The organism is Gordonia sp. IEGM753, assembly GCF_050321825.1.
GTDB lineage: Bacteria > Pseudomonadota > Gammaproteobacteria > Pseudomonadales > Pseudomonadaceae > Aquipseudomonas.
Window position 1 is genome coordinate 1 of record NZ_JBNQGB010000008.1, and the last position, 21366, is coordinate 21366.

General features: G+C 58.5%; 20 protein-coding genes. 14 read left to right on the forward strand and 6 right to left on the reverse strand.

The window, feature by feature from the left end:
- Positions 1 to 192: 192 nt before the first annotated feature.
- Together ACQR3R_RS27265 and ACQR3R_RS27270 are read right to left on the reverse strand one after the other, a co-directional pair.
- Positions 193 to 1686 (reverse strand): CoA-acylating methylmalonate-semialdehyde dehydrogenase, encoded by a 1494-nt coding sequence (locus ACQR3R_RS27265; RefSeq protein WP_428277232.1) that lies wholly within the window; start codon positions 1684 to 1686, stop codon positions 193 to 195.
- A gap of 74 nt (positions 1687 to 1760) precedes the next feature.
- Positions 1761 to 3110 carry an omega-aminotransferase AptA gene (locus tag ACQR3R_RS27270; protein ID WP_428277234.1) on the reverse strand — a complete coding sequence of 450 codons (1350 nt, stop codon included), beginning with the start codon at positions 3108 to 3110 and terminating at the stop codon, positions 1761 to 1763.
- Positions 3111 to 3234: 124 nt separating this feature from the next.
- Between ACQR3R_RS27270 and ACQR3R_RS27275 the strand changes: the two genes are divergently transcribed.
- The 7 genes from ACQR3R_RS27275 (at position 3235) to ACQR3R_RS27305 (ending at position 11154) form a co-directional block, all read left to right on the forward strand.
- Positions 3235 to 4155, forward strand: a complete 921-nt coding sequence (locus ACQR3R_RS27275) for a LysR substrate-binding domain-containing protein (RefSeq protein ID WP_428277236.1) — start codon at positions 3235 to 3237, stop codon at positions 4153 to 4155.
- A 135-nt stretch (positions 4156 to 4290) separates the two neighbouring features.
- Positions 4291 to 5685, forward strand: coding sequence for a solute carrier family 23 protein (locus tag ACQR3R_RS27280; RefSeq protein WP_428277238.1), 1395 nt, complete (start codon positions 4291 to 4293; stop codon positions 5683 to 5685).
- Positions 5686 to 5772: 87 nt separating this feature from the next.
- On the forward strand, positions 5773 to 6423 hold the full coding sequence (locus ACQR3R_RS27285) for a TetR family transcriptional regulator C-terminal domain-containing protein (RefSeq protein WP_428277240.1): 651 nt from the start codon (positions 5773 to 5775) through the stop codon (positions 6421 to 6423).
- Positions 6424 to 6430: 7 nt separating this feature from the next.
- The gene (locus ACQR3R_RS27290; RefSeq protein ID WP_428277242.1) at positions 6431 to 7012 is read left to right on the forward strand and encodes a YigZ family protein; all 582 of its coding nucleotides are present in this window, start codon (positions 6431 to 6433) and stop codon (positions 7010 to 7012) included.
- Positions 7013 to 7544: 532 nt separating this feature from the next.
- Complete coding sequence (locus tag ACQR3R_RS27295; protein ID WP_428277244.1) at positions 7545 to 9110, forward strand: ATP-binding cassette domain-containing protein; 1566 nt, start codon at positions 7545 to 7547, stop codon at positions 9108 to 9110.
- A gap of 11 nt (positions 9111 to 9121) precedes the next feature.
- Positions 9122 to 10228, forward strand: coding sequence for an ABC transporter permease subunit (locus ACQR3R_RS27300; protein ID WP_428277246.1), 1107 nt, complete (start codon positions 9122 to 9124; stop codon positions 10226 to 10228).
- Positions 10228 to 11154 (forward strand): ABC transporter permease subunit, encoded by a 927-nt coding sequence (locus tag ACQR3R_RS27305; RefSeq protein WP_428277248.1) that lies wholly within the window; start codon positions 10228 to 10230, stop codon positions 11152 to 11154. The genes ACQR3R_RS27300 and ACQR3R_RS27305 overlap by 1 nt, the downstream gene beginning before the upstream one ends.
- A gap of 55 nt (positions 11155 to 11209) precedes the next feature.
- On the opposite strand, the gene ACQR3R_RS27310 is transcribed toward ACQR3R_RS27305, so the two are convergent.
- On the reverse strand, positions 11210 to 11641 hold the full coding sequence (locus tag ACQR3R_RS27310; protein WP_428277250.1) for a hypothetical protein: 432 nt from the start codon (positions 11639 to 11641) through the stop codon (positions 11210 to 11212).
- An 80-nt stretch (positions 11642 to 11721) separates the two neighbouring features.
- Here ACQR3R_RS27310 and ACQR3R_RS27315 point away from each other — a divergent pair, with 80 nt between their 5' ends.
- The 3 genes from ACQR3R_RS27315 (at position 11722) to ACQR3R_RS27325 (ending at position 14342) form a co-directional block, all read left to right on the forward strand.
- On the forward strand, positions 11722 to 12075 hold the full coding sequence (locus ACQR3R_RS27315) for a MerR family transcriptional regulator (protein WP_428277252.1): 354 nt from the start codon (positions 11722 to 11724) through the stop codon (positions 12073 to 12075).
- A 25-nt stretch (positions 12076 to 12100) separates the two neighbouring features.
- Entirely contained in the window at positions 12101 to 12790 is a 690-nt protein-coding gene (locus ACQR3R_RS27320; RefSeq protein ID WP_428277254.1) for an SDR family oxidoreductase, read from the forward strand.
- A gap of 193 nt (positions 12791 to 12983) precedes the next feature.
- A complete protein-coding gene (locus ACQR3R_RS27325; protein WP_428277255.1) occupies positions 12984 to 14342 on the forward strand; it encodes an 8-oxoguanine deaminase in 1359 nt (452 codons plus the stop codon).
- A gap of 119 nt (positions 14343 to 14461) precedes the next feature.
- Here the strand turns inward: ACQR3R_RS27325 and ACQR3R_RS27330 are convergent, their stop codons facing one another.
- Positions 14462 to 15550: a calcium:proton antiporter gene (locus ACQR3R_RS27330; RefSeq protein ID WP_428277257.1), complete on the reverse strand. Its 1089-nt coding sequence runs from the start codon at positions 15548 to 15550 to the stop codon at positions 14462 to 14464.
- A gap of 306 nt (positions 15551 to 15856) precedes the next feature.
- Here ACQR3R_RS27330 and ACQR3R_RS27335 point away from each other — a divergent pair, with 306 nt between their 5' ends.
- The 3 genes from ACQR3R_RS27335 (at position 15857) to ACQR3R_RS27345 (ending at position 19022) form a co-directional block, all read left to right on the forward strand.
- The gene (locus tag ACQR3R_RS27335; RefSeq protein ID WP_428277259.1) at positions 15857 to 16939 is read left to right on the forward strand and encodes a BMP family ABC transporter substrate-binding protein; all 1083 of its coding nucleotides are present in this window, start codon (positions 15857 to 15859) and stop codon (positions 16937 to 16939) included.
- Positions 16940 to 17020: 81 nt separating this feature from the next.
- Positions 17021 to 17989: a 2-oxoglutarate and iron-dependent oxygenase domain-containing protein gene (locus ACQR3R_RS27340; protein ID WP_428277261.1), complete on the forward strand. Its 969-nt coding sequence runs from the start codon at positions 17021 to 17023 to the stop codon at positions 17987 to 17989.
- Positions 17990 to 18068: 79 nt separating this feature from the next.
- Entirely contained in the window at positions 18069 to 19022 is a 954-nt protein-coding gene (locus tag ACQR3R_RS27345) for an adenosine deaminase (RefSeq protein WP_428277263.1), read from the forward strand.
- A 50-nt stretch (positions 19023 to 19072) separates the two neighbouring features.
- Here the strand turns inward: ACQR3R_RS27345 and ACQR3R_RS27350 are convergent, their stop codons facing one another.
- Together ACQR3R_RS27350 and ACQR3R_RS27355 are read right to left on the reverse strand one after the other, a co-directional pair.
- Positions 19073 to 19807, reverse strand: a complete 735-nt coding sequence (locus ACQR3R_RS27350) for an ArsR/SmtB family transcription factor (RefSeq protein ID WP_428277265.1) — start codon at positions 19805 to 19807, stop codon at positions 19073 to 19075.
- A gap of 204 nt (positions 19808 to 20011) precedes the next feature.
- On the reverse strand, positions 20012 to 20941 hold the full coding sequence (locus ACQR3R_RS27355) for a LysR substrate-binding domain-containing protein (RefSeq protein ID WP_428277267.1): 930 nt from the start codon (positions 20939 to 20941) through the stop codon (positions 20012 to 20014).
- Positions 20942 to 21057: 116 nt separating this feature from the next.
- On the opposite strand from ACQR3R_RS27355, the gene ACQR3R_RS27360 reads away from it, so the two are divergent.
- Positions 21058 to 21351 carry an antibiotic biosynthesis monooxygenase gene (locus tag ACQR3R_RS27360; RefSeq protein WP_428277269.1) on the forward strand — a complete coding sequence of 98 codons (294 nt, stop codon included), beginning with the start codon at positions 21058 to 21060 and terminating at the stop codon, positions 21349 to 21351.
- Positions 21352 to 21366 lie beyond the last annotated feature (15 nt).

The window sequence follows — 21366 nt, forward strand, 5'->3', positions numbered from 1 at the left end:
AAAACTGCGTAACTCATTGTTTACCAAGGAGTTTTCCGTTTCGACTGCGCCGGAAGTGGGGCGAATTATAGACGTCCAGGATTTCCCGTCAACACCTAAATTCACAAATCTGTCATATCGGTCAAAAAACCCCAGAAACACGAAGGCCGGCGCCCCTTACCGATAAGGAGTGCCGGCCTCTTACCCTTCTACTTACAAGCTAGGGAACGCGAATTGCGAAGCCTCGTGGCTGGCGCGTTGCGGCCAGCGCTGGGTAATGGCCTTGCGGCGCGTGTAAAACCGCACGCCGTCCGGACCGTAGGCGTGCAGATCGCCAAACAGCGAACGCTTCCAGCCACCAAAGCTGTGATAAGCCACTGGCACTGGCAGTGGCACGTTGACGCCAACCATACCGACTTCGATTTCATCGCAGAACAAACGTGCCGCTTCGCCGTCACGGGTGAAGATGCAGGTACCGTTGCCATACTCGTGATCGTTGATCAGTTGCATCGCCTCTTCCAGGCTGCTCACCCGGACGACACACAGTACTGGCCCAAAAATCTCTTCTTTATAGATGCGCATTTCCGGCGTGACGTTATCGAACAAGCAGCCACCCAGGAAGAAGCCCTCTTCGTGACCCGCAACACTCAGGCCACGACCATCGACCACCAGTGTGGCACCTGCAGCAACGCCATCATCGACATAGCCGCTGACCTTGTCGCGCGCCTGCCCGGTAACCAGTGGCCCCATGTCCAGGCCGCAAGAGGTGCCCGCACCGATTTTCAGCGCCTTGATCTGCGGCACCAACTTGGCCACCAACGCATCAGCGACCTGATCACCCACGCACACAGCAACCGAGATCGCCATGCAACGCTCACCGCAAGAACCATAAGCGGCGCCCATCAATGCACTGACAGCGTTGTCCAGATCGGCATCCGGCATCAGCACCGCATGGTTCTTCGCGCCGCCCAGCGCCTGAACACGTTTGCCACGCTTGGTGCCTTCGGCGTAGATGTACTCGGCGATCGGCGTCGAACCGACAAAGCTCAGTGCCTTGACTTCCGGCGCTTCGATCAGCGCATCCACCGCAGTCTTGTCGCCGTGCACAACGCTCATCACGCCTTTAGGCAAACCTGCTTCGATCAACAACTGGGCAATCAGCAGCGTGGAACTTGGATCACGTTCGGACGGTTTGAGGATGAAGCAGTTGCCGCAGACGATTGCCAGTGGATACATCCACAACGGCACCATCGCCGGGAAGTTGAATGGCGTGATACCGGCCACTACGCCCAACGGCTGGAAGTCCGACCAGGCATCAATGTTCGGCCCAACGTTACGGCTGTATTCGCCTTTGAGGATTTCCGGGGCAGCGCAAGCGAACTCGACGTTCTCGATCCCGCGCTTCAGCTCACCCGCGGCATCTTCCAGTGTCTTGCCATGCTCTTCGCTGATCAATTGCGAGATGCGCGCTTCGTTTTGCTCCAGCAGTTGCTTGAAGCGGAACATCACCTGCGCACGTTTGGCCGGTGGCGTGTTGCGCCAGGCCGGGAATGCAGCCTTGGCCGCGTCGATCGCCTGTTGAATGGTTTCGCGGCTGGCCAATGGCACTTTATGGATCGGCTGACCCGTCGACGGGTTAAACACGTCAACAGTACGGCCGTTGTCGGTCACCAGTTCGCCATTGATCAAATGCGGGATAAGGCTCATGCAAAACTCCAAAAAGTTTACTCACGGGCGCCCTTTAAAGAGCGCCCTTCTATATAGAGGGACTCGATGAGAAATCAGTCGATCTTGTTCAGCACTTCGCCGACCGCATCAAACAGGCGATCCAGGTCTTGCGGCTTGCTGTTGAACGTTGGGCCGAACTGCAGAGTGTCGCCACCAAAGCGTACATAGAACCCTGCTTTCCACAGCGCCATGCCTGCTTCGAACGGACGCACAATCGCGTCGCCGTCACGCGGGGCAATCTGAATCGCGCCGGCCAGACCGTAGTTACGGATGTCGATGATGTTTTTCGAACCCTTCAGGCCATGCAGTGCATTTTCGAAATGCGGGGCGACCTCGGCCACGCTCTGTACCAGGTTTTCCTTTTGCAGCAGGTCAAGTGCTGCCAGCCCAGCGGCGCAAGCCACCGGGTGCGCGGAGTAGGTATAACCGTGCGGGAACTCGACCGCGTACTCAGGCGTCGCCTGATTCATGAACGTCTGATAGATCTCGGAACTGGCTATCACCGCGCCCATCGGGATTGCACCGTTGGTGATTTGCTTGGCGACGCACATCAGGTCCGGCGTCACGCCGAAGCTGTCCGCACCGAACATCGAGCCAGTACGGCCAAAACCGGTGATCACTTCGTCGAACACCAGCAGAATATTGTGTTGGTCGCAGATTTCACGCAGGCGTTTCAGGTAACCCTGAGGCGGAACCAGCACACCCGCAGAACCCGCCATAGGCTCGACAAACACGGCGGCGATATTGGAAGCGTCATGCAGCTCGATCAGCTTGAGCAATTCATCGGCGAGCGCGATACCGCCCTCCGTTGGCATGCCACGCGAGTAAGCATTGCTGGCCAGCAAGGTGTGCGGCAGGTGATCGACGTCCATCATCGCCTGGCCGAACATTTTGCGGTTGCCGTTCACACCGCCAAGGCTGGTGCCGGCAATGTTTACGCCGTGATAACCACGCGCACGACCGATCATCTTGGTTTTAGTCGCCTGGCCTTTCAGGCGCCAGTAAGCGCGGACCATTTTGACCGCGGTATCCGCGCACTCGGAACCCGAATCGGTAAAGAACACGTGGTTCAGGTTGCCCGGGGTCAGGTCAGTGATTTTTTCCGCCAGTTGAAACGACAGCGGATGGCCGTACTGGAAGCCAGGCGAGTAATCGAGCGTGCCCAATTGCTTGGCCACCGCTTCCTGGATTTCCTTACGAGTGTGCCCGGCGCCGCAAGTCCACAGACCGGACAGCGAGTCATACACCTTGCGCCCCTTGTCGTCGGTCAGCCAACTGCCTTCAGCGGCGACGATCAAGCGTGGGTCGCGCTGAAAATTGCGGTTGGCGGTGTAAGGCATCCAGTGAGCATCAAGCTTGAGCTGGCTGGCCAAAGGAGAGCGGGCGTTTTCGGGCATGTTCATCAGCAAAACCTCGCAGGGCAATAAGCGGCGTAGAGATCAAAAGCGTTCTTGCAGCTAAATTGCCACGGAGATAAAGTCTGTGAAATTCAATTTTTCAAACCTTCAGTCAGGCCTTTACTAAACTATGAGCACTCGCCGCCCCGATCCGCTGGCACAGGTCAGCGACTTTGATATTCGCCTGCTACGGATATTCCGCAGCGTGGTGGAATGCGGTGGTTTTTCTGCCGCCGAGTCGGTGCTCGGCATAGGTCGATCCGCCATCAGCCAACAGATGAGCGACCTTGAACAACGCCTGGGTTTGCGGCTCTGCCAACGTGGGCGGGCGGGATTTTCGCTGACCGAAGAAGGTCGCGAGGTTTACCAGTCAGCCTTGCAGCTATTAAGTGCGCTGGAAAGTTTCCGCACCGAGGTCAATGGCCTGCACCAGCACCTGCGCGGCGAACTGACCATCGGCCTGACCGATAACCTGGTCACGCTCCCCCACATGCGCATCACTCACGCCTTGGCACAATTGAAGGAGCGCGGACCCGACGTTCAGATTCAAATCCGCATGATCGCGCCCAATGAGGTCGAACAAGGTGTGCTCGACGGCCGCTTGCATGTCGGCGTGGTGCCGCAAGCCAGCGCATTGTCCGGTCTGGAATATCAACCGCTCTACAGCGAGCGCTCGCTGCTGTATTGCGCGGTCGGTCACCCGTTGTTTTATGTCGATGACAAGCAACTCGATGATGATCGCCTGAACTGTCAGGACGCCATCGCGCCGACGTTCCGCTTACCCGCCGACATCCAGGCCCATTATCAAGCGCTCAATTGCACCGCCAGTGCTTCCGACCGTGAAGGCATGGCGTTTCTTATCCTTACCGGGCGTTACATCGGCTACCTGCCGGATCACTACGCCAGTCTCTGGGTGCAACAAGGTCGATTGCGTGCACTGAAACCAAAAGCACGCTTCTATGACCTGAGCCTCGCATCGGTCACGCGTAAGGGCCGGCGCCCTCATTTGGTGCTGGAAAGCTTTCTCGAGAGCCTGGCAGCAACCCGCTGAGAATCTTCTTCAACCCCGTAAACAAAGGTCTGCAGTCCGGCCGCAGGACAATAACCTGAGCAGTTGGACAGCTTTTTGCAAAGCAGGATGAACGCGCCCCGTCAGCCCTGCTTACAAAAAAGAAGACCTACGCCCATGCAACCAGAATCGTCATCTCCCAGCGAACTGATCTACGGCCTCAACGACCGCCCCAAACCGCTCGCCGCGATCCTCGCCGCGTTGCAGCATGTGCTCGCCAGTTTCGTTGGCATCATCACCCCGCCACTGGTGATCGGTTCGGCGCTCGGGCTGACCGCCCACCTGCCCTATTTGATCAGCATGGCGTTGATGGTGTCCGGTGTCGGCACGTTCATCCAGGCACGCCGGCCGTTCGGGATCGGGGCCGGGATGATCTGCCTGCAAGGCACCAGTTTTGCGTTTTTAGGTGCCGTGTTGTCCGCCGGATTTCTGGTCAAACAACGAGGCGGTAGCCCTGAAGACATACTGGCGATGATTTTCGGTGTGTGCTTTTTCGGTGCCGTGGTGCAGATCGTTCTGAGCCGCTTCGTTGGCCAACTGAGCCGGGTAATAACACCGTTGGTCACCGGGATTGTGATCACGCTGATCGGCATCAGCTTGATCAAGGTAGGCGTGACTGATCTGGGCGGTGGCTTCAACGCCCCCGACTTCGGCGCGCCGGGCAATCTGGCACTGGGTCTGTTCGTGTTGTTGACAATCATCCTGCTCAATCGCTCGAACACGCCCTGGGTAAGGCTTTCGGCCATTATTATCGGGCTGGTGCTGGGCAGCATCGCCGCCTACTTCAGCGGCAAACTGGTGCTGCAACCATTGCCTGACCTGCCATTGATCAGCGTCCCTGTGCCATTCAAGTTTGGATTCAACTTCGACTGGAGCGCATTCCTGCCAGTCGCGCTGATTTACCTGATAAGCACTATCGAAACCGTCGGCGACCTTACCGCCAACTGCATGCTCGCGCGGCAACCTATCACGGGGCCGACCTATATCAACCGGCTGAAGGGCGGTGTGCTCGGTGACGGTGTCAGTTGCCTGATCGCTGCCACGTTCAGTGCGTTCCCCAACACCACGTTTGCGCAAAATAACGGAGTGATCCAGTTAACCGGCGTCGCCAGTCGTTACGTCGGCCTCTATATTGGCGCCGTACTGTTTTGTCTCGGGCTGTTTCCACTGATCGGCTCGATGCTGCAACAGATTCCGAAACCGGTTCTGGGCGGCGCAACGCTGGTCATGTTCGGCAGCGTCGCGGCGGCTGGTGTCCGCATCCTGGCCCAAGCGCCGCTGGATCGGCGCAGCATGCTGATTATCGCCACCTCGTTCGGCGTCGGTTTGGGCATTGCTGCACAACCCGGTCTTTTGCATTTGCTGCCGAAACTGGCGCAAAACCTGTTCGACTCGGCAATCACCAGCGGTGGCCTCACAGCAATCCTGATGTGCCTGTTGTTGCCTGAATCGAAAACGACTGCGCTTGAGGCAAATTCCGTACCCAAAAGCGACCCGATCGAGCACGTGTAGAGCTTTTATAGCAACAGGACTTGTCTGAACTCGGTGGGTGCGCTATCAACGCATTGGCTGCATCCACCCACTTGCTCGGAAGTGTCTATGACCTTTGAAGTCCCAGCTCATGGCGGCAAACCCGCCAGCCGCATTCGTCAGAAGAACGAAGAGACCATCATCAAAGCCGCCGAAGACGAGTTCGCCCGTCATGGGTTCAAAGGCACGAGCATGAACACCATTGCCTTGAATGCCGGGCTGCCCAAGGCGAACCTGCATTACTACTTCACCAACAAACTGGGTTTGTACGTGGCGGTGCTGAGCAACATCATCGAGTTGTGGGACAGCACCTTCAACACACTCACAGCGCAAGACGATCCTGGCGAGGCGCTAACGCGCTATATCCGCGCCAAAATGGAGTTTTCGCGTCGCCAGCCACAGGCGTCGCGCATATTTGCGATGGAAGTCATCAGCGGCGGCGAATGCCTGACCGAGTATTTCAACCAGGATTATCGCGCCTGGTTCCAGGGCCGCGCAGCGGTATTCCAGGCCTGGATCGACGCCGGTAAAATGGACCCGGTTGACCCGGTGAACCTGATCTTTCTGTTATGGGGCAGCACTCAACATTACGCCGACTTCGCCACGCAAATTTGCCGTGTCAGCGGACGCACCAAATTGACCAAGCAAGACATGGAAGACGCTGGCAACAACCTGATCCGTATTATTCTCAAAGGCTGCGGCCTCACCCCAGTTATCTAAGACTCTTATGCCTTTTACCCTCAGCGACTTTTGCGAATACCGAGAAGAGATCCGCAAAAGCCGCTTCATCACCCTCGCCGCGCCGATATCCAGCGCCGCTGAAGCCCAAGCGTTCATCGAGCAACACAGCGACTCGAACGCCACGCACAATTGCTGGGCCTGGAAACTGGGCGATCAATACCGCAGTACCGATGACGGCGAGCCCGGCGGCACTGCTGGCCGTCCGATTCTGGCGGCCATCGATGCCCAGGATTGCGACCAGGTCGCGGTGCTGGTAATTCGTTGGTATGGCGGCATCCAGCTCGGCACCGGCGGCCTCGCCCGAGCCTATGGCGGTGGGGCAAACAAATGCCTGCAAGCCGCACCAAAAGTTGAGCTGATCAGCCGGGTGCCCGTGAGCTGTGCGTGTGCTTTCGGCGAGTTGGCTCTGGTGAAGTTACGCGTGGCGGAGCTTGCGGGTTTGGTTGTAACGGAAGACTTCACCGCCAACGGTGTCGAGTTAAAATTGGCGATCGGCGAAGCGCAGATCGATCTGTTGCAAACACTGCTCGCTGATTTGAGTCGCGGGCGCATTTTGCTGCAACGCTGACTGCACCAACAACGCCCACCACCCGTTTGCCTTGACGACCCAGTTGCCCACATCTGCTGTGCACCCGGCTGTGGATAACCTGAGCACACTCGGCTGTAACCCTTCTGTCATGCGGCTTCGCGGGCTTTGCTCATTTTTCAGCCAATTTGCCCACGACCAGGTTAATTTCACTAAAAAACAATAAGTTAGCGCGGTTTAGCACCTTTAGAAGAAAGCGCTGCAGTGCTTATGCCCGAGCGTCGGGCTTGCACACAAATACTGTGGAACAATCTGTGGATAACCCGTTCATGGCTGTCGCCGTCGCATGCCCGGCATGGCTTGCGAAAGATTGCTCGTTTTTTGATCAATTTACAGCGAGCAAAATAGGCGCCTGATCAACGACTTCGCACCCAAGTGGTGCCGGTTTGCAAAACCGAACAGCCAACGACACCGTCGTTAAAGCCCGCAAGAGCAAGTGCCAGAGGTTTTCCTGACTCAATGGCCAGGAAATTGCTTTATCCACAGGCATACCTCTCATCGACCCGAGCCTGTCATGCCCAACCCCGTGCCGATCCCCGACCCAACACCGCGCCTGCAATTGCGCGCAATCAGCAAACGCTACCCAGGTTGCCTGGCCAACGACGCGATCGACCTGAGCATTGCCCCCGGTGAAATACATGCCCTGCTCGGTGAAAACGGTGCCGGCAAAAGTACCTTGATGAAGATCATCTACGGCGTTACCCACGCCGACTCCGGTGAAATGATCTGGCAAGGACGACGAGTCAACATGCGCAACCCGGCTCAGGCGCGCAGCCTGGGGATCGGCATGGTATTCCAGCACTTTTCGCTGTTTGAAACCCTGAGCGTGGCGCAAAACATTGCACTGGCAATGGGCGCTGCGGCCGGCACCCCGAAACAGCTGGAGCCAAAAATTCGTGAAGTGTCCCAGCGGTACGGCATGGCGCTGGAACCGGAGCGACTTGTTCACAGCTTGTCGATTGGCGAACGGCAACGGGTGGAGATCATTCGATGCCTGATGCAGGACATACGCCTGCTGATTCTCGACGAACCGACCTCGGTGCTCACGCCGCAGGAGGCCGACGAATTGTTTGTCACGCTGCGCCGGCTCGCGGCCGAGGGCTGCAGCATCCTGTTCATCAGCCACAAACTTGGTGAAGTACGCGCCTTGTGCCACAGCGCCACCGTGTTGCGCAGCGGTCGGGTGGCAGGGCATTGCGTACCCGCCGAGTGCACCGATCAACAACTGGCGCGGCTGATGGTGGGCGAAGCAGCCGAGTTAATCACCCCATATCCAAAGGTCACTGGCGGCGACGTTTTTCTTAACGTGAAGAACTTGTCGTGGCACAACCCGGACCCGTTCGGCTGCTCATTGGCGCACATCAATCTTGAGGTGCGCAGCGGCGAAATAGTCGGCATCGCCGGCGTCGCGGGCAATGGCCAAGATGAATTACTGGCGTTGCTCAGTGGCGAAATTCGACTGGATCGCAACAGCGGCCTGACCATCAATTTTGCCGGCCAGGCAGTCGCCGATTTGCGGCCCGATGCGCGCCGAAAACTGGGGCTGGCCTTCGTTCCCGCTGAACGCCTGGGGCACGGCGCAGTGCCGGAACTGAGCCTGGCTGACAACGCGTTACTGACCGCTTTTCAACAGGGCCTGGTCAGCAACGGGTTGATCCAGCGCAGCAAAGTGCACGCGTTGGCCGACGACATCATCCGCCGCTTCGGGGTCAAGACACCTAATGCCCAAGCGCCGGCCCGCAGCCTGTCCGGCGGCAATTTGCAAAAATTCATTCTCGGCCGCGAGATTCTTCAACAACCGCGATTACTGGTCGCCGCGCACCCGACCTGGGGCGTGGACGTCGGAGCGGCCGCCACCATTCACCGCGCGTTGATTGCCTTGCGCGACGCCGGTGCAGCAATTCTGGTGATCTCTGAAGACCTCGACGAACTGTTCCAGATTTGCGACCGACTCGGCGCGTTGTGCAGCGGGAAATTGTCGCCACTGAAGGCCACGGGCGACACCCGGCTGATCGATGTCGGCGGCTGGATGGCCGGTCAGTTCGATGCCCCTCAATCACCTGTTCCTGCCACGGCTTAACGGAGTTTCACATGCTGCTTTCTCTCGAACCCCGTGGCCAGCAATCACGCCTGATGCTGTGGTGCTCGCCATTGCTGGCGGCAGTCCTGACACTTGGCTGCGGCTCGCTGCTGTTTATCGCGTTGGGTCATGACCCGTTGCTGACCTTGCACACGCTGCTGATCGCACCGATCAGCGACCTGTATGGCGTTTCCGAATTACTGGTCAAAGCATTGCCGATCCTGCTGTGTGCATTGGGTTTGGCAGTGGCGTATCAAGCACGAATCTGGAACATCGGCGCTGAAGGGCAACTGCTGCTCGGGGCGCTGGCCGGGAGTGCGCTGGCGGTCAACATTATCGACATGCAAAGCCGATGGTCATTGGTGATGATCCTGCTCGTCGGCACGTTGGCCGGCGCCGCATGGGCCGGGCTCACGGCGTGGTTGCGCACACGCTTCAACGCCAATGAAATCCTTACCAGCATCATGCTCAATTACATCGCCCTGAACCTGTTGCTGTTTTGTGTGCATGGGCCACTGAAAGATCCTGCCGGGTTCAACTTTCCGGAGTCGGCAATGTTCGGCGATGCCAGTCGCCTGCCGCTGTTGATAGAGGACGGTCGCGTGCACGCCGGCGTGTATTTCGCCTTGCTTGCGCTGGTAGCGGTGTGGGTGTTGCTGCAGAAAAGCTTTATCGGGTTTCAGATCAAAGTGCTGGGCCTGGACAAGCGCGCGGCCGGTTTCGTCGGCTTCCGCGAAAAGCGGCTCATCTGGCTGGCATTGCTGATCAGCGGTGGTCTGGCGGGGTTGGCCGGCGTGTGTGAAGTCACCGGGCCTATCGGTCAACTGGTGCCGCAAGTTTCGCCGGGGTACGGCTACGCAGCGATCACCGTGGCGTTTCTCGGACGGCTGAACCCGATCGGTATTTTGTTTTCCAGTCTGTTGATGGCGCTGCTGTACATCGGTGGCGAGAGCGCGCAAATGAGCATGAACCTGCCGCAAGCAATCACCCAGTTGTTCCAGGGAATGATGCTTTTTTTCCTGTTGGCCAGTGACGTGCTGATTCTCTACCGACCGCGTTTGAACCTGCGCTGGGCTCGACGTGCGCAAGCCACCGCTGTACCCGCAGGAGCACTGTGATGGACATCGATCTGCTGAGTAATATTTTCTACGCCATGGTTCGCTGCGGCACACCGTTGTTGTTGGTAGCGCTGGGCGAATTGATCTGCGAAAAAAGTGGCGTTCTGAACCTGGGCCAGGAAGGCATGATGCTGTTTGGCGCGGTGATCGGTTTTATCGTCGCCCTGAACAGCGGCAACCTGTGGCTAGGTGTGTTGCTGGCGATGCTCGCCGGAATGTTGTTGTCTTCGCTGTTTGCACTGGTCGCGCTGGTGTTCAACGCCAATCAGGTGGCAACCGGTTTGGCGCTGACGATCTTCGGCGTCGGCCTATCGACTTTTGTCGGGGCGGCGTGGGTCGGTAAACCGCTGGCTGGTTTTGAGCCCGTGGCGATTCCTTATTTGAGTGACATCCCGTTGATCGGGCGAATGCTGTTTGCGCAAGATTTGCTGGTGTATTTGTCGTTTGCGCTGTTTGCGTTGGTGGCCTGGGTGATTCTGAAAAGTCGTGTTGGCCTGATCATTCAGGCTGTCGGCGAAAACCCGGATGCGGCCAGTGCCATGGGGTTGCCGGTGTTGGGTGTGCGCACCCTGGCGGTAGTGTTTGGCGGGGCCATGGCCGGTTTGGCCGGGGCTTATTTGTCGCTGGCTTACACGCCGATGTGGGCGGAAAACATGAGCGCTGGCCGTGGCTGGATTGCCCTGGCCTTGGTGGTGTTCGCCAGTTGGCGTGTGTGGCGCTTGCTGCTGGGCGCCTATTTGTTCGGGCTCGCCAGCATCCTGCACCTGGTGGCACAGGGTTTGGGGCTGGCGATTCCGTCGAGCCTGCTGGCGATGCTGCCTTACGTCGCGACTATTGTGGTGTTGGTATTGCTGTCGCGCGATGCGGTGCGCACGCGGTTGTATGCACCGATGTCGCTGGGGCAACCGTGGCAGGCCGGGCATTAACGGTCAGCAGATCCGGCCTCTTCCCGAGCAGGCCCGGTCCCACAATGGATCGGGCTCACAACGCCCCCTGTGGGAGCGCGCCTGCTCGCGAAGGCGTCCGCACAGGCAACACCTGAGCCACGCCCCACGCCACTTCAAAAAACAGGAAAACCACCAACAGCGAACTGGCGCCATGGAGCAAGGCATAGAGTTGCCAAGTGGCGAACAGGAAACGCCCAGCGGCGTCATACCGGCCAAACACCTGCTGCGGATCACGAATGCGCAGCACCGCCCACACGCACACGATCGAACCCAACAGGTTCGCCATCAGCAGGTGCATTGGTGCAAACGGCGGCAGCGCTCCCGGCAGATCGAAGGCCTGGCTTACGCTCGACATCAGGCCATGCAACGCGGCAAAACTCCACGGCGTTGCAAATGCCGCTGTCACGATCAAGTCGTACCAGGCGCTGCCACGCACCAACTGTCGATATTGGGTTGAAGTCCACATCCGTCTCGCTCCATAAATTCAGGGAGCAACAAGGCTAAAGCCTGGAGTATGCTCCAGGGTCAAGCCCTTCTTGAGACCTCATGATGCGCATCGGTGAATTAGCCCAGGCCAGCGCCGTCAGCCGCGACACATTGCGGTTCTACGAGCAACGCGGATTGATCGCGGCGCAACGCAGCGCCAACGGCTATCGCGACTACCCGGCAGAGATGGTGCAACTGGTGCTGTACATCAAAACGGCGCAACGGCTGGGCTTTACCCTCGGCGAGATTAGCAGCAGCGTGGGCGCCTTATGGCAATCACCCGACCCGGACAGCGCCGTCACACAACTGCTGCGCGACAAACTCAAACTGATTGAAACCCGAATGGATGAACTGGGCGTGTTGCGACAAGAATTGCAGCAACGGCTGGGGCAACGTTGTCCATTAAATCCGTGATCCTCAACTATCAAGGAAACCACCCATGTCCAAGGCAAAAAACGCACTTATCATCGGTGCATCCCGGGGCTTGGGCCTCGGCCTGGTGAAAACCCTGCTGTCTGACGGCTGGCAAGTCACCGCCACAGTGCGCAACCCGCAGAAGGCTGACGCCTTGCAAGCGTTGGGCAAAGTGCGAATTGAAAAACTCGACATGGACGATCAACAGGCAGTCATTGCCTTGAGCCAACAGCTCAAGGGCGAAGTGTTTGACCTGTTGTTCGTCAACGCCGGGGTCAAAGGCCCAGCGGTGCAAACGCCGGACGGTGGCGCGACAATGGCCGAAGTGGGCCAGTTGTTTTTCACCAACGCGGTGGCACCGATCAATCTGGCTCAGCGTTTTGTCGGGCAGATCCGCCCGCAATCGGGTGTGCTGGCCTTCATGAGTTCAGTACTCGGCAGCGTGACCATAGCGGATGCTCCTGACCTGGCGTTGTACAAGGCCAGCAAAGCCGCGCTGAATTCCATGACCAACAGTTTTGTCGCGCAACTTGGCGATCAGAAACCCACCGTGCTGTCACTGCACCCTGGCTGGGTCAAAACCGACATGGGCGGCGAAGGCGCAGACCTTGATGTGGAAACCAGCACACGCGGGTTGATTGACCAGGTAAACGCCTACACCGGCAAGGGTGGACACCACTTCATCAATTACAAAGGTGAAACGATTCCCTGGTAAATACCCCGCCGTTCTGTAGGCGCCGGCAATCCAGCGCCTACAATTGAATTGCGTCGACTGGTCGGGCAGGACTTGCCCACAGCAAGCTTTTGTCCGAAACTTCGCACCTCGCCCCCGCGGCGAACCTGGATCAGCAGACAGGACAAAACTGAGCTGGCAACCCTGAACCCAATTTTCAGAGGAGCCGGCCAACATGCCTGCGACCCGTACCTGGTTAAAAAATCCCCTTGCCATCTTCACGGCCAACGAGCTCGACGCCCGTGGCGGCCTGGTCCTGCAAGACGGTGTGATCGTTGAAGTGCTAGCCGCCGGCCAGCAGCCTTCCACGCCTTGCGCACATGTCTTCGACGCTCGCGAGCATGTGATCCTGCCGGGCCTGATCAATACTCATCACCACTTTTATCAAACCCTGACCCGCGCTTGGGCACCGGTGGTCAATCAGCCATTGTTTCCGTGGCTGAAAACCCTGTACCCGGTCTGGGCCCGCCTGACGCCTGAAAAACTGGCCCTCGCCACCAAAGTGGCCTTGGCCGAATTGCTGTTGTCTGGCTGCACCACCGCAGCCGATCACCACTATCTGTTTCCGCAAGGCCTGGAAAATGCAATCGACGTGCAAGTCGAAAGTGTTCGCGAACTGGGCATGCGCGCGATGCTCACTCGCGGTTCCATGAGCCTTGGCGAAAAGGACGGCGGCCTGCCACCGCAGCAAACGGTTCAGGAAGGTGAAGTGATCCTGGCCGACAGCCAGCGCTTGATCGCCGAATACCACGAGCGTGGCGATGGCGCGCAAATACAGATCGCCTTGGCGCCGTGCTCACCGTTCTCGGTGACGCCAGAAATCATGTCGGCCAGCGCTGAACTGGCGAACAAACTCGACGTGCGCCTGCATACCCACCTGGCGGAAACCCTCGACGAAGAAGACTTCTGCCTGCAACGCTTCGGCCTGCGCACCGTCGACTACCTCGACAGTGTCGGCTGGCTCGGCCCGCGTACCTGGCTGGCGCACGGCATCCACTTCAACCCGGATGAAATCGCCCGGCTCGGCGCGGCCGGCACCGGCATCTGTCATTGCCCGAGCTCGAACATGCGCCTGGCTTCTGGTATTTGCCCGACGCTGGACCTGACCGCTGCCGGCGCGTTGCTGGGGCTTGGCGTGGACGGATCGGCGTCCAACGATGCCTCGAACATGATGCTCGAAACGCGTCAGGCGCTGTACATCCAGCGACTGCGTTACGGCGCAGAAAAGATCACCCCGGAACGGGTGTTGGGCTGGGCGACCAAGGGCTCGGCGAGTTTGCTGGGGCGTACCGATATCGGTGAGCTGGCAGTGGGCAAACAGGCGGATCTGGCACTGTTCAAACTGGATGAATTGCGCTTCTCGGGCAGCCATGATCCGGTGTCGGCGTTGCTGCTGTGCGGTGCGGATCGTGCAGACCGGGTAATGGTTGGCGGCAAGTGGCGGGTCATCGATGGCCAGGTTGAAGGCCTGGACCTCAAAGGCCTGATTGCCGATCACAGCCAGGCTGCGCGGCAGCTGATTGCCGGCGTCTGAGTCGACAGAGACTTGTGGGAGCAAGCTTGCTCGCGAAAAAAGAGTGTCAGTCGACATTAATGTTGCATGACACGTCGCCTTCGCGAGCCGCCCGCTCCCACAGGTCTTGTGTGTTGGGCTCAGAGTCCCAACAACGACAACATGATGAACGTCGCAAACAGCACAAAGTGGGTCATCCCTTCGATGGCGTTGGTTTCGCCATCGTTGAGGTTGATCGCACTGACCAGCAAGGTCAGGAAAACCATCACCGTTTGCACGGGCGTCATTGCCATCTGAAATGGCTGCCCCGTGTACAGCGCCATCGCCTCCATCACGGGCACGGTCAGGATCACCGTCGACAACGATGCGCCCATGGCGATGTTCACCACCGATTGCATGCGGTTGGCCAATGCTGCGCGTAATGCGGTCAAAATTTCCGGCGCCGCCGAAATCGCCGCCACCAGAATCGCAGTGATCACCGGCGGTGCGCCCGTCCCTTCCAGGCCCAGATCCAGCGTCTTGGACATCACCTCGGCCAGTGCGCCAATCACCACAACACCAAACACCAAAGTTGCAATACTCAGCCCGAGATTGACCGGATCAGGCGCTTGCTCCGGGAGTTTTTTGCGGCGTTTTTGCGGGTAGCTGTAACTGAAAAAGTAACTGTGCGGGCCGACCTGCATCCGCAGGAACAATGCGTAAAGCACCATCATCGCGCCGATCGTGAAACCTGAATAAACCTTCCAGTGCACCTCGGGAATAAACTCCGGCACCACCATCGAAACGCCCATGGCGGTGAGGATCATCACGCTGTAGCTGCGCGCCGAGTCGTCGTTGTAGGACTGTTCGCCGTGTTTGATGCCGCCCATCAATGCTGCCAGGCCAAGGATGCCGTTGATGTCGAGCATCACGGCCGAATAAATCGTGTCGCGCACCAGCGTCGGCGAGGCCTCGTTCCTCATCATGATTGCCAGGATCACCACCTCAACCAGTACCGCAGCCAGGGTCAGGATCATCGTGCCGTAGGGATCGCCGACTTTTTCGGCGAGCAGTTCGGCGTGATGCGCCACGCGCATCGAGGCGGCGACGATGAAGGCGATCAGCACCAGCCCGGCGGCCAACGCGATGGGCTGGCCGCTGTGCAGCATCCAGGGCTCCAGCGGGTAGGCGACGACGGCGGCGAGCACGGCCAGCAACAGAAAACTTTCTTGCTTGATAAGTGTGAGCATTGCAGGCCTTTTTGCCGAGTGGAGCGAAATCAGAGCGATGAGCTACTGACTGCGGAGCGGCGCTAACGTTTCGTTACACCTTAGCGCACCAGTCGCAAGCAGGCAGATGCATCGGTGCACCGCGGTGCGCCATCGCTGACTAGCCAGCGCCTACAAAAATCAAATCACCGCGCCCCTGTTAGAGCTGCCTTGCCAGCAATGGCGCCCCTCAACCTGCACAAATCCCGCGATCACCTGGTTTGTTGTCTTGTTGGTCAGCAATTTGCATTGGCCTTGCAAACCTCAAACAACATGGAGTTCGAATTCATGCACAAACGTCCGTTGAAGAAGCTGCTTTGCGCCGTCGCCGCAGCCATTGGTCTGAGCGCCAGCCTGACCGCCAGTGCTGCCGACCCGCTGAAAGTCGGCTTCGTCTATATCGGCCCGATCGGCGACCACGGCTGGACGTATCAGCATGAACAAGGGCGCAAGGTGCTGGCCGAGAAGTTTGGCGACCAGATCACCACCAACTACGTAGAGAACGTCGCTGAAGGCGCCGACGCCGAGCGGGTGATCCGCAACATGGCCAAGGACAACTACGACCTGATTTTCACCACCTCGTTTGGCTACATGAACCCGACGCTCAAGGTCGCCAAGCAATTTCCGAAAGTGACGTTCGAGCACGCCACCGGCTACAAGCAGGACAAGAACCTGGGCACTTACCTGGCACGCACTTATGAAGGGCGTTACGTCAGTGGTTTCCTCGCGGCGAAGATGACCAAGACTAAAAAAATCGGCTATGTCGCGTCTTTCCCGATCCCGGAAGTGATCCGCGACATCAACGCCATTCAACTGGCCTTGAATAAGTACAACCCAGGCACCGAGATCAAAGTGGTGTGGGTCAACTCCTGGTTCGATCCCGGCAAAGAAGCCGATGCGGCCAACGCGCTGATCGACCAAGGCGTTGACGTCGTGTTCCAGCACACCGACAGCCCGGCGCCGATCCAGGCTGCTGAACGTCGCGGCGTGTATGCCGTAGGCTACGCATCGGACATGGCGCACTTTGGTCCGAAAGCGGTACTCACATCGATCGTCAACGACTGGGGGCCGCACTACATTCAGGCCACCCAGAGCGTGCTCGACCACACGTGGAAATCGCAGGATTACTGGGGTGGCTTGAAAGAAGGCACGGTTGAGTTGCCGATCAGCGATCTGGTGCCCGCGCCGGTAAAAGCCGAAGCCTTGCAGATCATCGCGGACATCAAGAGCGGCGCCTTCCACCCGTTCACCGGGCCGATCAAGGATCAGGCCGGTGTCGAGAAAATTGCAGCGGGCATAACGGCGAGCAATGCAGAACTGGCGTCGATGAATTACTACGTCGAAGGCATGAAGGCCGACATACCGAAGTAACTCCCCAGCCAACACACAGCCATTGCGGGAGCGGGTTTGCCCGTTCCCACATTAGACTTTCAGCGTTTGTAAGGACTGCGCATGAACCAGCTCCCGATCATCGACATTGCACCGCTCTACAGCGACGACCCGAGCGCTTTGCAATTCGTCGCCAGCCAAATCGACCGCGCCTGTCGCGAGTGGGGCTTTTTCTACATCAAGGGTCATCCGATCAGCACCTCACGCATTGACGCGGTGCTCGATAACGCCAAGCGCTTCTTCGCCCTGCCTGCCACCGAAAAGCTGAAGATCGACATCACCCAAACCCGACACCACAGAGGCTATGGCGCTATCGCCACCGAACAACTGGACCCCGGCAAACCCAGCGACCTGAAAGAGACCTTCGACATGGGCCTGCATTTGCCGGCCGATCACCCAGACGTCTTGGCGCAAAAGCCGTTGCGCGGCCCCAACCGCCATCCCGCAATGACGGGCTGGGTGTCGTTGATGGAACAGCATTACGTCGACATGCAGGCCTTGGCGCAAACCTTGTTGCGCGCCATGACGCTGGCACTGAACATTGAGCGCGACTTTTTCGATACTCGCTTCAATCAACCGGTGAGCGTTCTGCGAATGATCCATTACCCGCCGCGCCACACCGCAAGCTCCGCAGAGCAACAAGGCGCCGGTGCTCACACCGATTACGGCTGCATCACCCTGTTGTATCAAGACGCTACCGGCGGCCTGCAGGTACGAAACGTCAACGGCGAATGGATTGACGCGCCGCCCATCGAAGGCACATTTGTGGTGAACCTCGGTGACATGATGGCGCGCTGGAGCAACGACCGTTACCTGTCGACGCCGCACCGGGTGATCAGCCCGTTGGGCGTAGACCGCTACTCGATGCCGTTCTTCGCCGAGCCGCACCCCGACACACGCATCGAATGCCTTCCCGGCTGTCAGGATCAACTGCACCCGGCAAAGTACCCGGCCACTACCTGCGCCGAATTTCTGCTTTCACGCTTCTCCGATACCTACGCTTACCGACGAGAGCAGGAAGCCATGGGATGAACCTGCTGGTCAGGTTTTACCAATTGTTGCGGCGAGCACCTGTAGAATGCCGCCATTGCACCTGATGAGATTTTCAACAATGTACGATTGGCTGAACGCCCTGCCCAAGGCAGAACTGCACCTGCACCTGGAAGGCTCGCTGGAGCCTGAGCTGATGTTCGCCCTGGCCGAGCGCAATAAAATCGCCCTGCCGTGGAACGATGTCGACACCCTGCGCAAAGCCTATGCCTTCAACAACCTGCAAGAGTTTCTCGACCTGTACTACAAAGGTGCTGATGTACTGCGCACCTCTCAGGACTTCTACGACCTGACCTGGGCTTATCTGTTGCGCTGCAAGGCGCAGAACGTGATTCACACCGAACCGTTCTTCGACCCACAAACGCACACCGACCGTGGCGTACCGTTCGAAGTGGTGCTTAACGGCATTGCCGCCGCGCTGAAGGATGGTGAACAACAACTGGGTATCACCAGCGGTTTGATCCTCAGCTTCCTGCGCCATTTGAGCGAAGAAGAAGCTGAGAAAACCCTCGACCAGGCGTTGCCGTTCCGCGATGCATTTGTCGCCGTCGGCCTCGACAGTTCGGAGATGGGACACCCGCCAAGCAAGTTCCAGCGAGTGTTTGATCGTGCCCGTCACGAAGGCTTTCTGACGGTCGCTCACGCCGGTGAAGAAGGTCCGCCCGAGTACATCTGGGAAGCGCTAGACCTGCTGAAAATCCAGCGCATCGACCATGGCGTGCGCGCCATTGAAGACGAGCGCTTGATGCAGCGGATCATCGATGAGCAGATCCCGCTCACCGTGTGCCCGCTGTCGAACACCAAGCTCTGCGTGTTTGATCACATGTCGCAGCACAACATTCTCGACATGCTCGAGCGCGGCGTAAAAGTGACCGTGAACTCCGACGATCCAGCGTATTTCGGCGGTTACGTGACCGAGAACTTCCACGCGCTCTACACCGACCTGGGCATGACCCAGGATCAGGCAAAGCGCTTGGCGCAGAACAGCCTGGATGCGCGGTTGATCAAACCGTAAACGGCGCAACGTCCGGAACGCTAGGTTCCGGACGCCACCTGCAAACCGCTCTAGAGGGCCATTTCGAGTTCGTTCTGTTTAGCAAACAGATGGATTTCTCGCTGGCCTGTCGGTGTGACCTGCAACGCTCGTGAATCAATCTGCAGGGTTAACCACCCAGATTGCATGAACAGTTGTAACAGCGCCGCACCCAAAGTGCCGCCCATGTGTGGGCGGCGCTCACTCCAGTCAGGGCACGCGCATGCGGCATTGCTGTTGCTGCGCGCCAGTGCCTGCACGAATACCCCGCGCGCTGCCAATCGCGTGGCGCCCTTGTGAGTGATAGACACTCGCTTATCGAACTGCTCTATCCAGCCCGCCTCCAGTAGACGCTGATACAGGTCTGCGGCCAGCGTGCCGCCCAGGTGATCGTCACAAAGCCGTGCACACAAGAGTGACGAAGGAGCTGCAGGGCGCTGCGTGGTGGGCATTTTGCGTTCGAGCACGGTGGGTATATTTCTGGGTGTGCTAGCCAGCGTGGCGCTGGCCAACGCCACTATCGCAGCGCCGACCTCGGGAGCGGCAATCCGGAAGAACCGCTTACGCGCGCGGATTTCCACTTTCAACAAACCTCCTGCGGACAAACGCCCCAAGTGTGCGCTGGCCGACGACGGCGAAAGGCCGGCCAGTAATGCCAGCTCTTCGGCCTGGCGTGCCGAGCCGTCCATCAAGGCCCACATCATTGCGCTGCGCTTTGGGTCAGCCAGTAATGTGGCGATCTGGCTGATGCAAGGTGCATGTTCCATGTATTCACTCCCTGTTGAATCAATTCGTCTACTGCTCACGGACATCCAGACCAGTAATGTGTCCTCGCCCAAAGCGTGGAGATTGCCCCGCAACGGTGCGCACTTGAAGCGAGCGCAGTATAAGCGTGTTGAACAAAGGTGCCTGCCGTCCAGAATCCATTGCGGGTGACAGTTCCTGAGGGAAATTTCTTTATTTGCCTGCGACTAATGATCCTCGCCCGCCCATGATGGATATTGCCTGCTTAATTGAGCGCATCGACCGGCAAGCATCTCTCGCAAAAGGTTTACCGGCTTACTCAGTTGTGCGCGATGAGCGCACAGCAGATTCAGCGGTGCCCGCTCACACAGCAGTTCTGGCATCAGCACTTTCAAACGCCCGGCCAGCACATCGGCACCAACATCGAGCCAGGATTTGTAGGCTATCCCAGCGCCCGCCACCGCCCATAGGCGAACTACATCGGCATCGTCGCTGAAGCGATCGCCGCTCACCGTCAGGCTGACCTCGCGCTTACCGTCATGAAAGCTCCAGTGATCATGGACCCGGCTACCCAGCATGAACAATAAACAATTGTGCTGCGCCAGTTGCTCCAGGTGCCGCGGTTCGCCGTGCTTGGCCAAATAAGCCGGCGCAGCGCACAGCACACGCCGGTTTTGCGGGGCAATGGGCAACGCCACCAGGGTTGAATCTTCCGGCTCGCCATAGCGCAGCGCAATGTCCACCGGCTGTCGGAAGAGATCGGCGATGCGGTCGCCGAGCAGCAAACGCACCGTGAGTTTTGGGTGCTCGCGCTGAAACTCATCCAGCCAGGGCAGTAGCAAGTTGCGCCCGAAGTCCGATGGCGCCGACAGTTGCAGAACCCCGCTCACCTGATCCTGTCCGCTGGCCAGCAAACGCCGTCCCTCATCGAGGTTACTGAGCGCCGCGCGCGCGTACTCAAGAAACCCCTCACCTTCTGCTGTCAAACGCAGGCTGCGGGTGGAGCGGGCCAGCAAGCGAGCGCCGAGTTGTAGTTCGATACGTTTCAACGCGGCGCTGGCAACCGCTGGCGACATGTCCATGACCCGCGCGGCGGCCGACAGACTGCCAAGGTCTGCAGCCCGAACGAATAATTGCAGATCATCGAAACGCAGCATTTCAGCCCCTATTATCAAAAAAATATTGAAAGAGACTGCTCTTTTAGCGGGTTTTATCTTGCAGAGAAATAGCTAATCATCTACCCCATCGAAATCAATCGCTCCCGGAGTCGACCATGTCCCAGCCTTTTACCGCCATTGCCACTCTGATCGCCAAAACCGGTCAACAAGACGCTCTTGAACTGCAACTGCGCGCCTTGCTGGAACCGACTCGCGCCGAAGCCGGTTGTGGTCAATATGACCTGCATCAAGACCTTGCCAACCCTCATGCCTTTTACATGATCGAACACTGGAGCAGCGACGAAGCTCTGCAAGCGCATGACGCCAGCGCCCATATCCAGAACTTTCGGGCCAAGGCTGGTGACTTGCTCGAACACTTCGACCTCAAGCGCCTGCGCTCCCTGGTCTGATCTTTTCTTTAATGA

Excerpts from the sequence above, each read along its gene's own strand:
- ACQR3R_RS27290 (WP_428277242.1), top strand. The coding sequence starts at position 6,431 with ATGCCTTTTACCCTCAGCGACTTTTGCGAATACCGAGAAGAGATCCGC.
- ACQR3R_RS27285 (WP_428277240.1), top strand. The coding sequence starts at position 5,773 with ATGACCTTTGAAGTCCCAGCTCATGGCGGCAAACCCGCCAGCCGCATT.
- ACQR3R_RS27280 (WP_428277238.1), top strand. The coding sequence starts at position 4,291 with ATGCAACCAGAATCGTCATCTCCCAGCGAACTGATCTACGGCCTCAAC.
- ACQR3R_RS27355 (WP_428277267.1), bottom strand. The coding sequence starts at position 20,941 with ATGCTGCGTTTCGATGATCTGCAATTATTCGTTCGGGCTGCAGACCTT.
- ACQR3R_RS27305 (WP_428277248.1), top strand. The coding sequence starts at position 10,228 with ATGGACATCGATCTGCTGAGTAATATTTTCTACGCCATGGTTCGCTGC.
- ACQR3R_RS27265 (WP_428277232.1), bottom strand. The coding sequence starts at position 1,686 with ATGAGCCTTATCCCGCATTTGATCAATGGCGAACTGGTGACCGACAAC.
- ACQR3R_RS27315 (WP_428277252.1), top strand. The coding sequence starts at position 11,722 with ATGATGCGCATCGGTGAATTAGCCCAGGCCAGCGCCGTCAGCCGCGAC.
- ACQR3R_RS27310 (WP_428277250.1), bottom strand. The coding sequence starts at position 11,641 with ATGTGGACTTCAACCCAATATCGACAGTTGGTGCGTGGCAGCGCCTGG.
- ACQR3R_RS27275 (WP_428277236.1), top strand. The coding sequence starts at position 3,235 with ATGAGCACTCGCCGCCCCGATCCGCTGGCACAGGTCAGCGACTTTGAT.
- ACQR3R_RS27340 (WP_428277261.1), top strand. The coding sequence starts at position 17,021 with ATGAACCAGCTCCCGATCATCGACATTGCACCGCTCTACAGCGACGAC.
- ACQR3R_RS27300 (WP_428277246.1), top strand. The coding sequence starts at position 9,122 with ATGCTGCTTTCTCTCGAACCCCGTGGCCAGCAATCACGCCTGATGCTG.
- ACQR3R_RS27320 (WP_428277254.1), top strand. The coding sequence starts at position 12,101 with ATGTCCAAGGCAAAAAACGCACTTATCATCGGTGCATCCCGGGGCTTG.
- ACQR3R_RS27270 (WP_428277234.1), bottom strand. The coding sequence starts at position 3,110 with ATGAACATGCCCGAAAACGCCCGCTCTCCTTTGGCCAGCCAGCTCAAG.
- ACQR3R_RS27335 (WP_428277259.1), top strand. The coding sequence starts at position 15,857 with ATGCACAAACGTCCGTTGAAGAAGCTGCTTTGCGCCGTCGCCGCAGCC.
- ACQR3R_RS27295 (WP_428277244.1), top strand. The coding sequence starts at position 7,545 with ATGCCCAACCCCGTGCCGATCCCCGACCCAACACCGCGCCTGCAATTG.
- ACQR3R_RS27360 (WP_428277269.1), top strand. The coding sequence starts at position 21,058 with ATGTCCCAGCCTTTTACCGCCATTGCCACTCTGATCGCCAAAACCGGT.
- ACQR3R_RS27350 (WP_428277265.1), bottom strand. The coding sequence starts at position 19,807 with ATGGAACATGCACCTTGCATCAGCCAGATCGCCACATTACTGGCTGAC.
- ACQR3R_RS27325 (WP_428277255.1), top strand. The coding sequence starts at position 12,984 with ATGCCTGCGACCCGTACCTGGTTAAAAAATCCCCTTGCCATCTTCACG.
- ACQR3R_RS27345 (WP_428277263.1), top strand. The coding sequence starts at position 18,069 with ATGTACGATTGGCTGAACGCCCTGCCCAAGGCAGAACTGCACCTGCAC.
- ACQR3R_RS27330 (WP_428277257.1), bottom strand. The coding sequence starts at position 15,550 with ATGCTCACACTTATCAAGCAAGAAAGTTTTCTGTTGCTGGCCGTGCTC.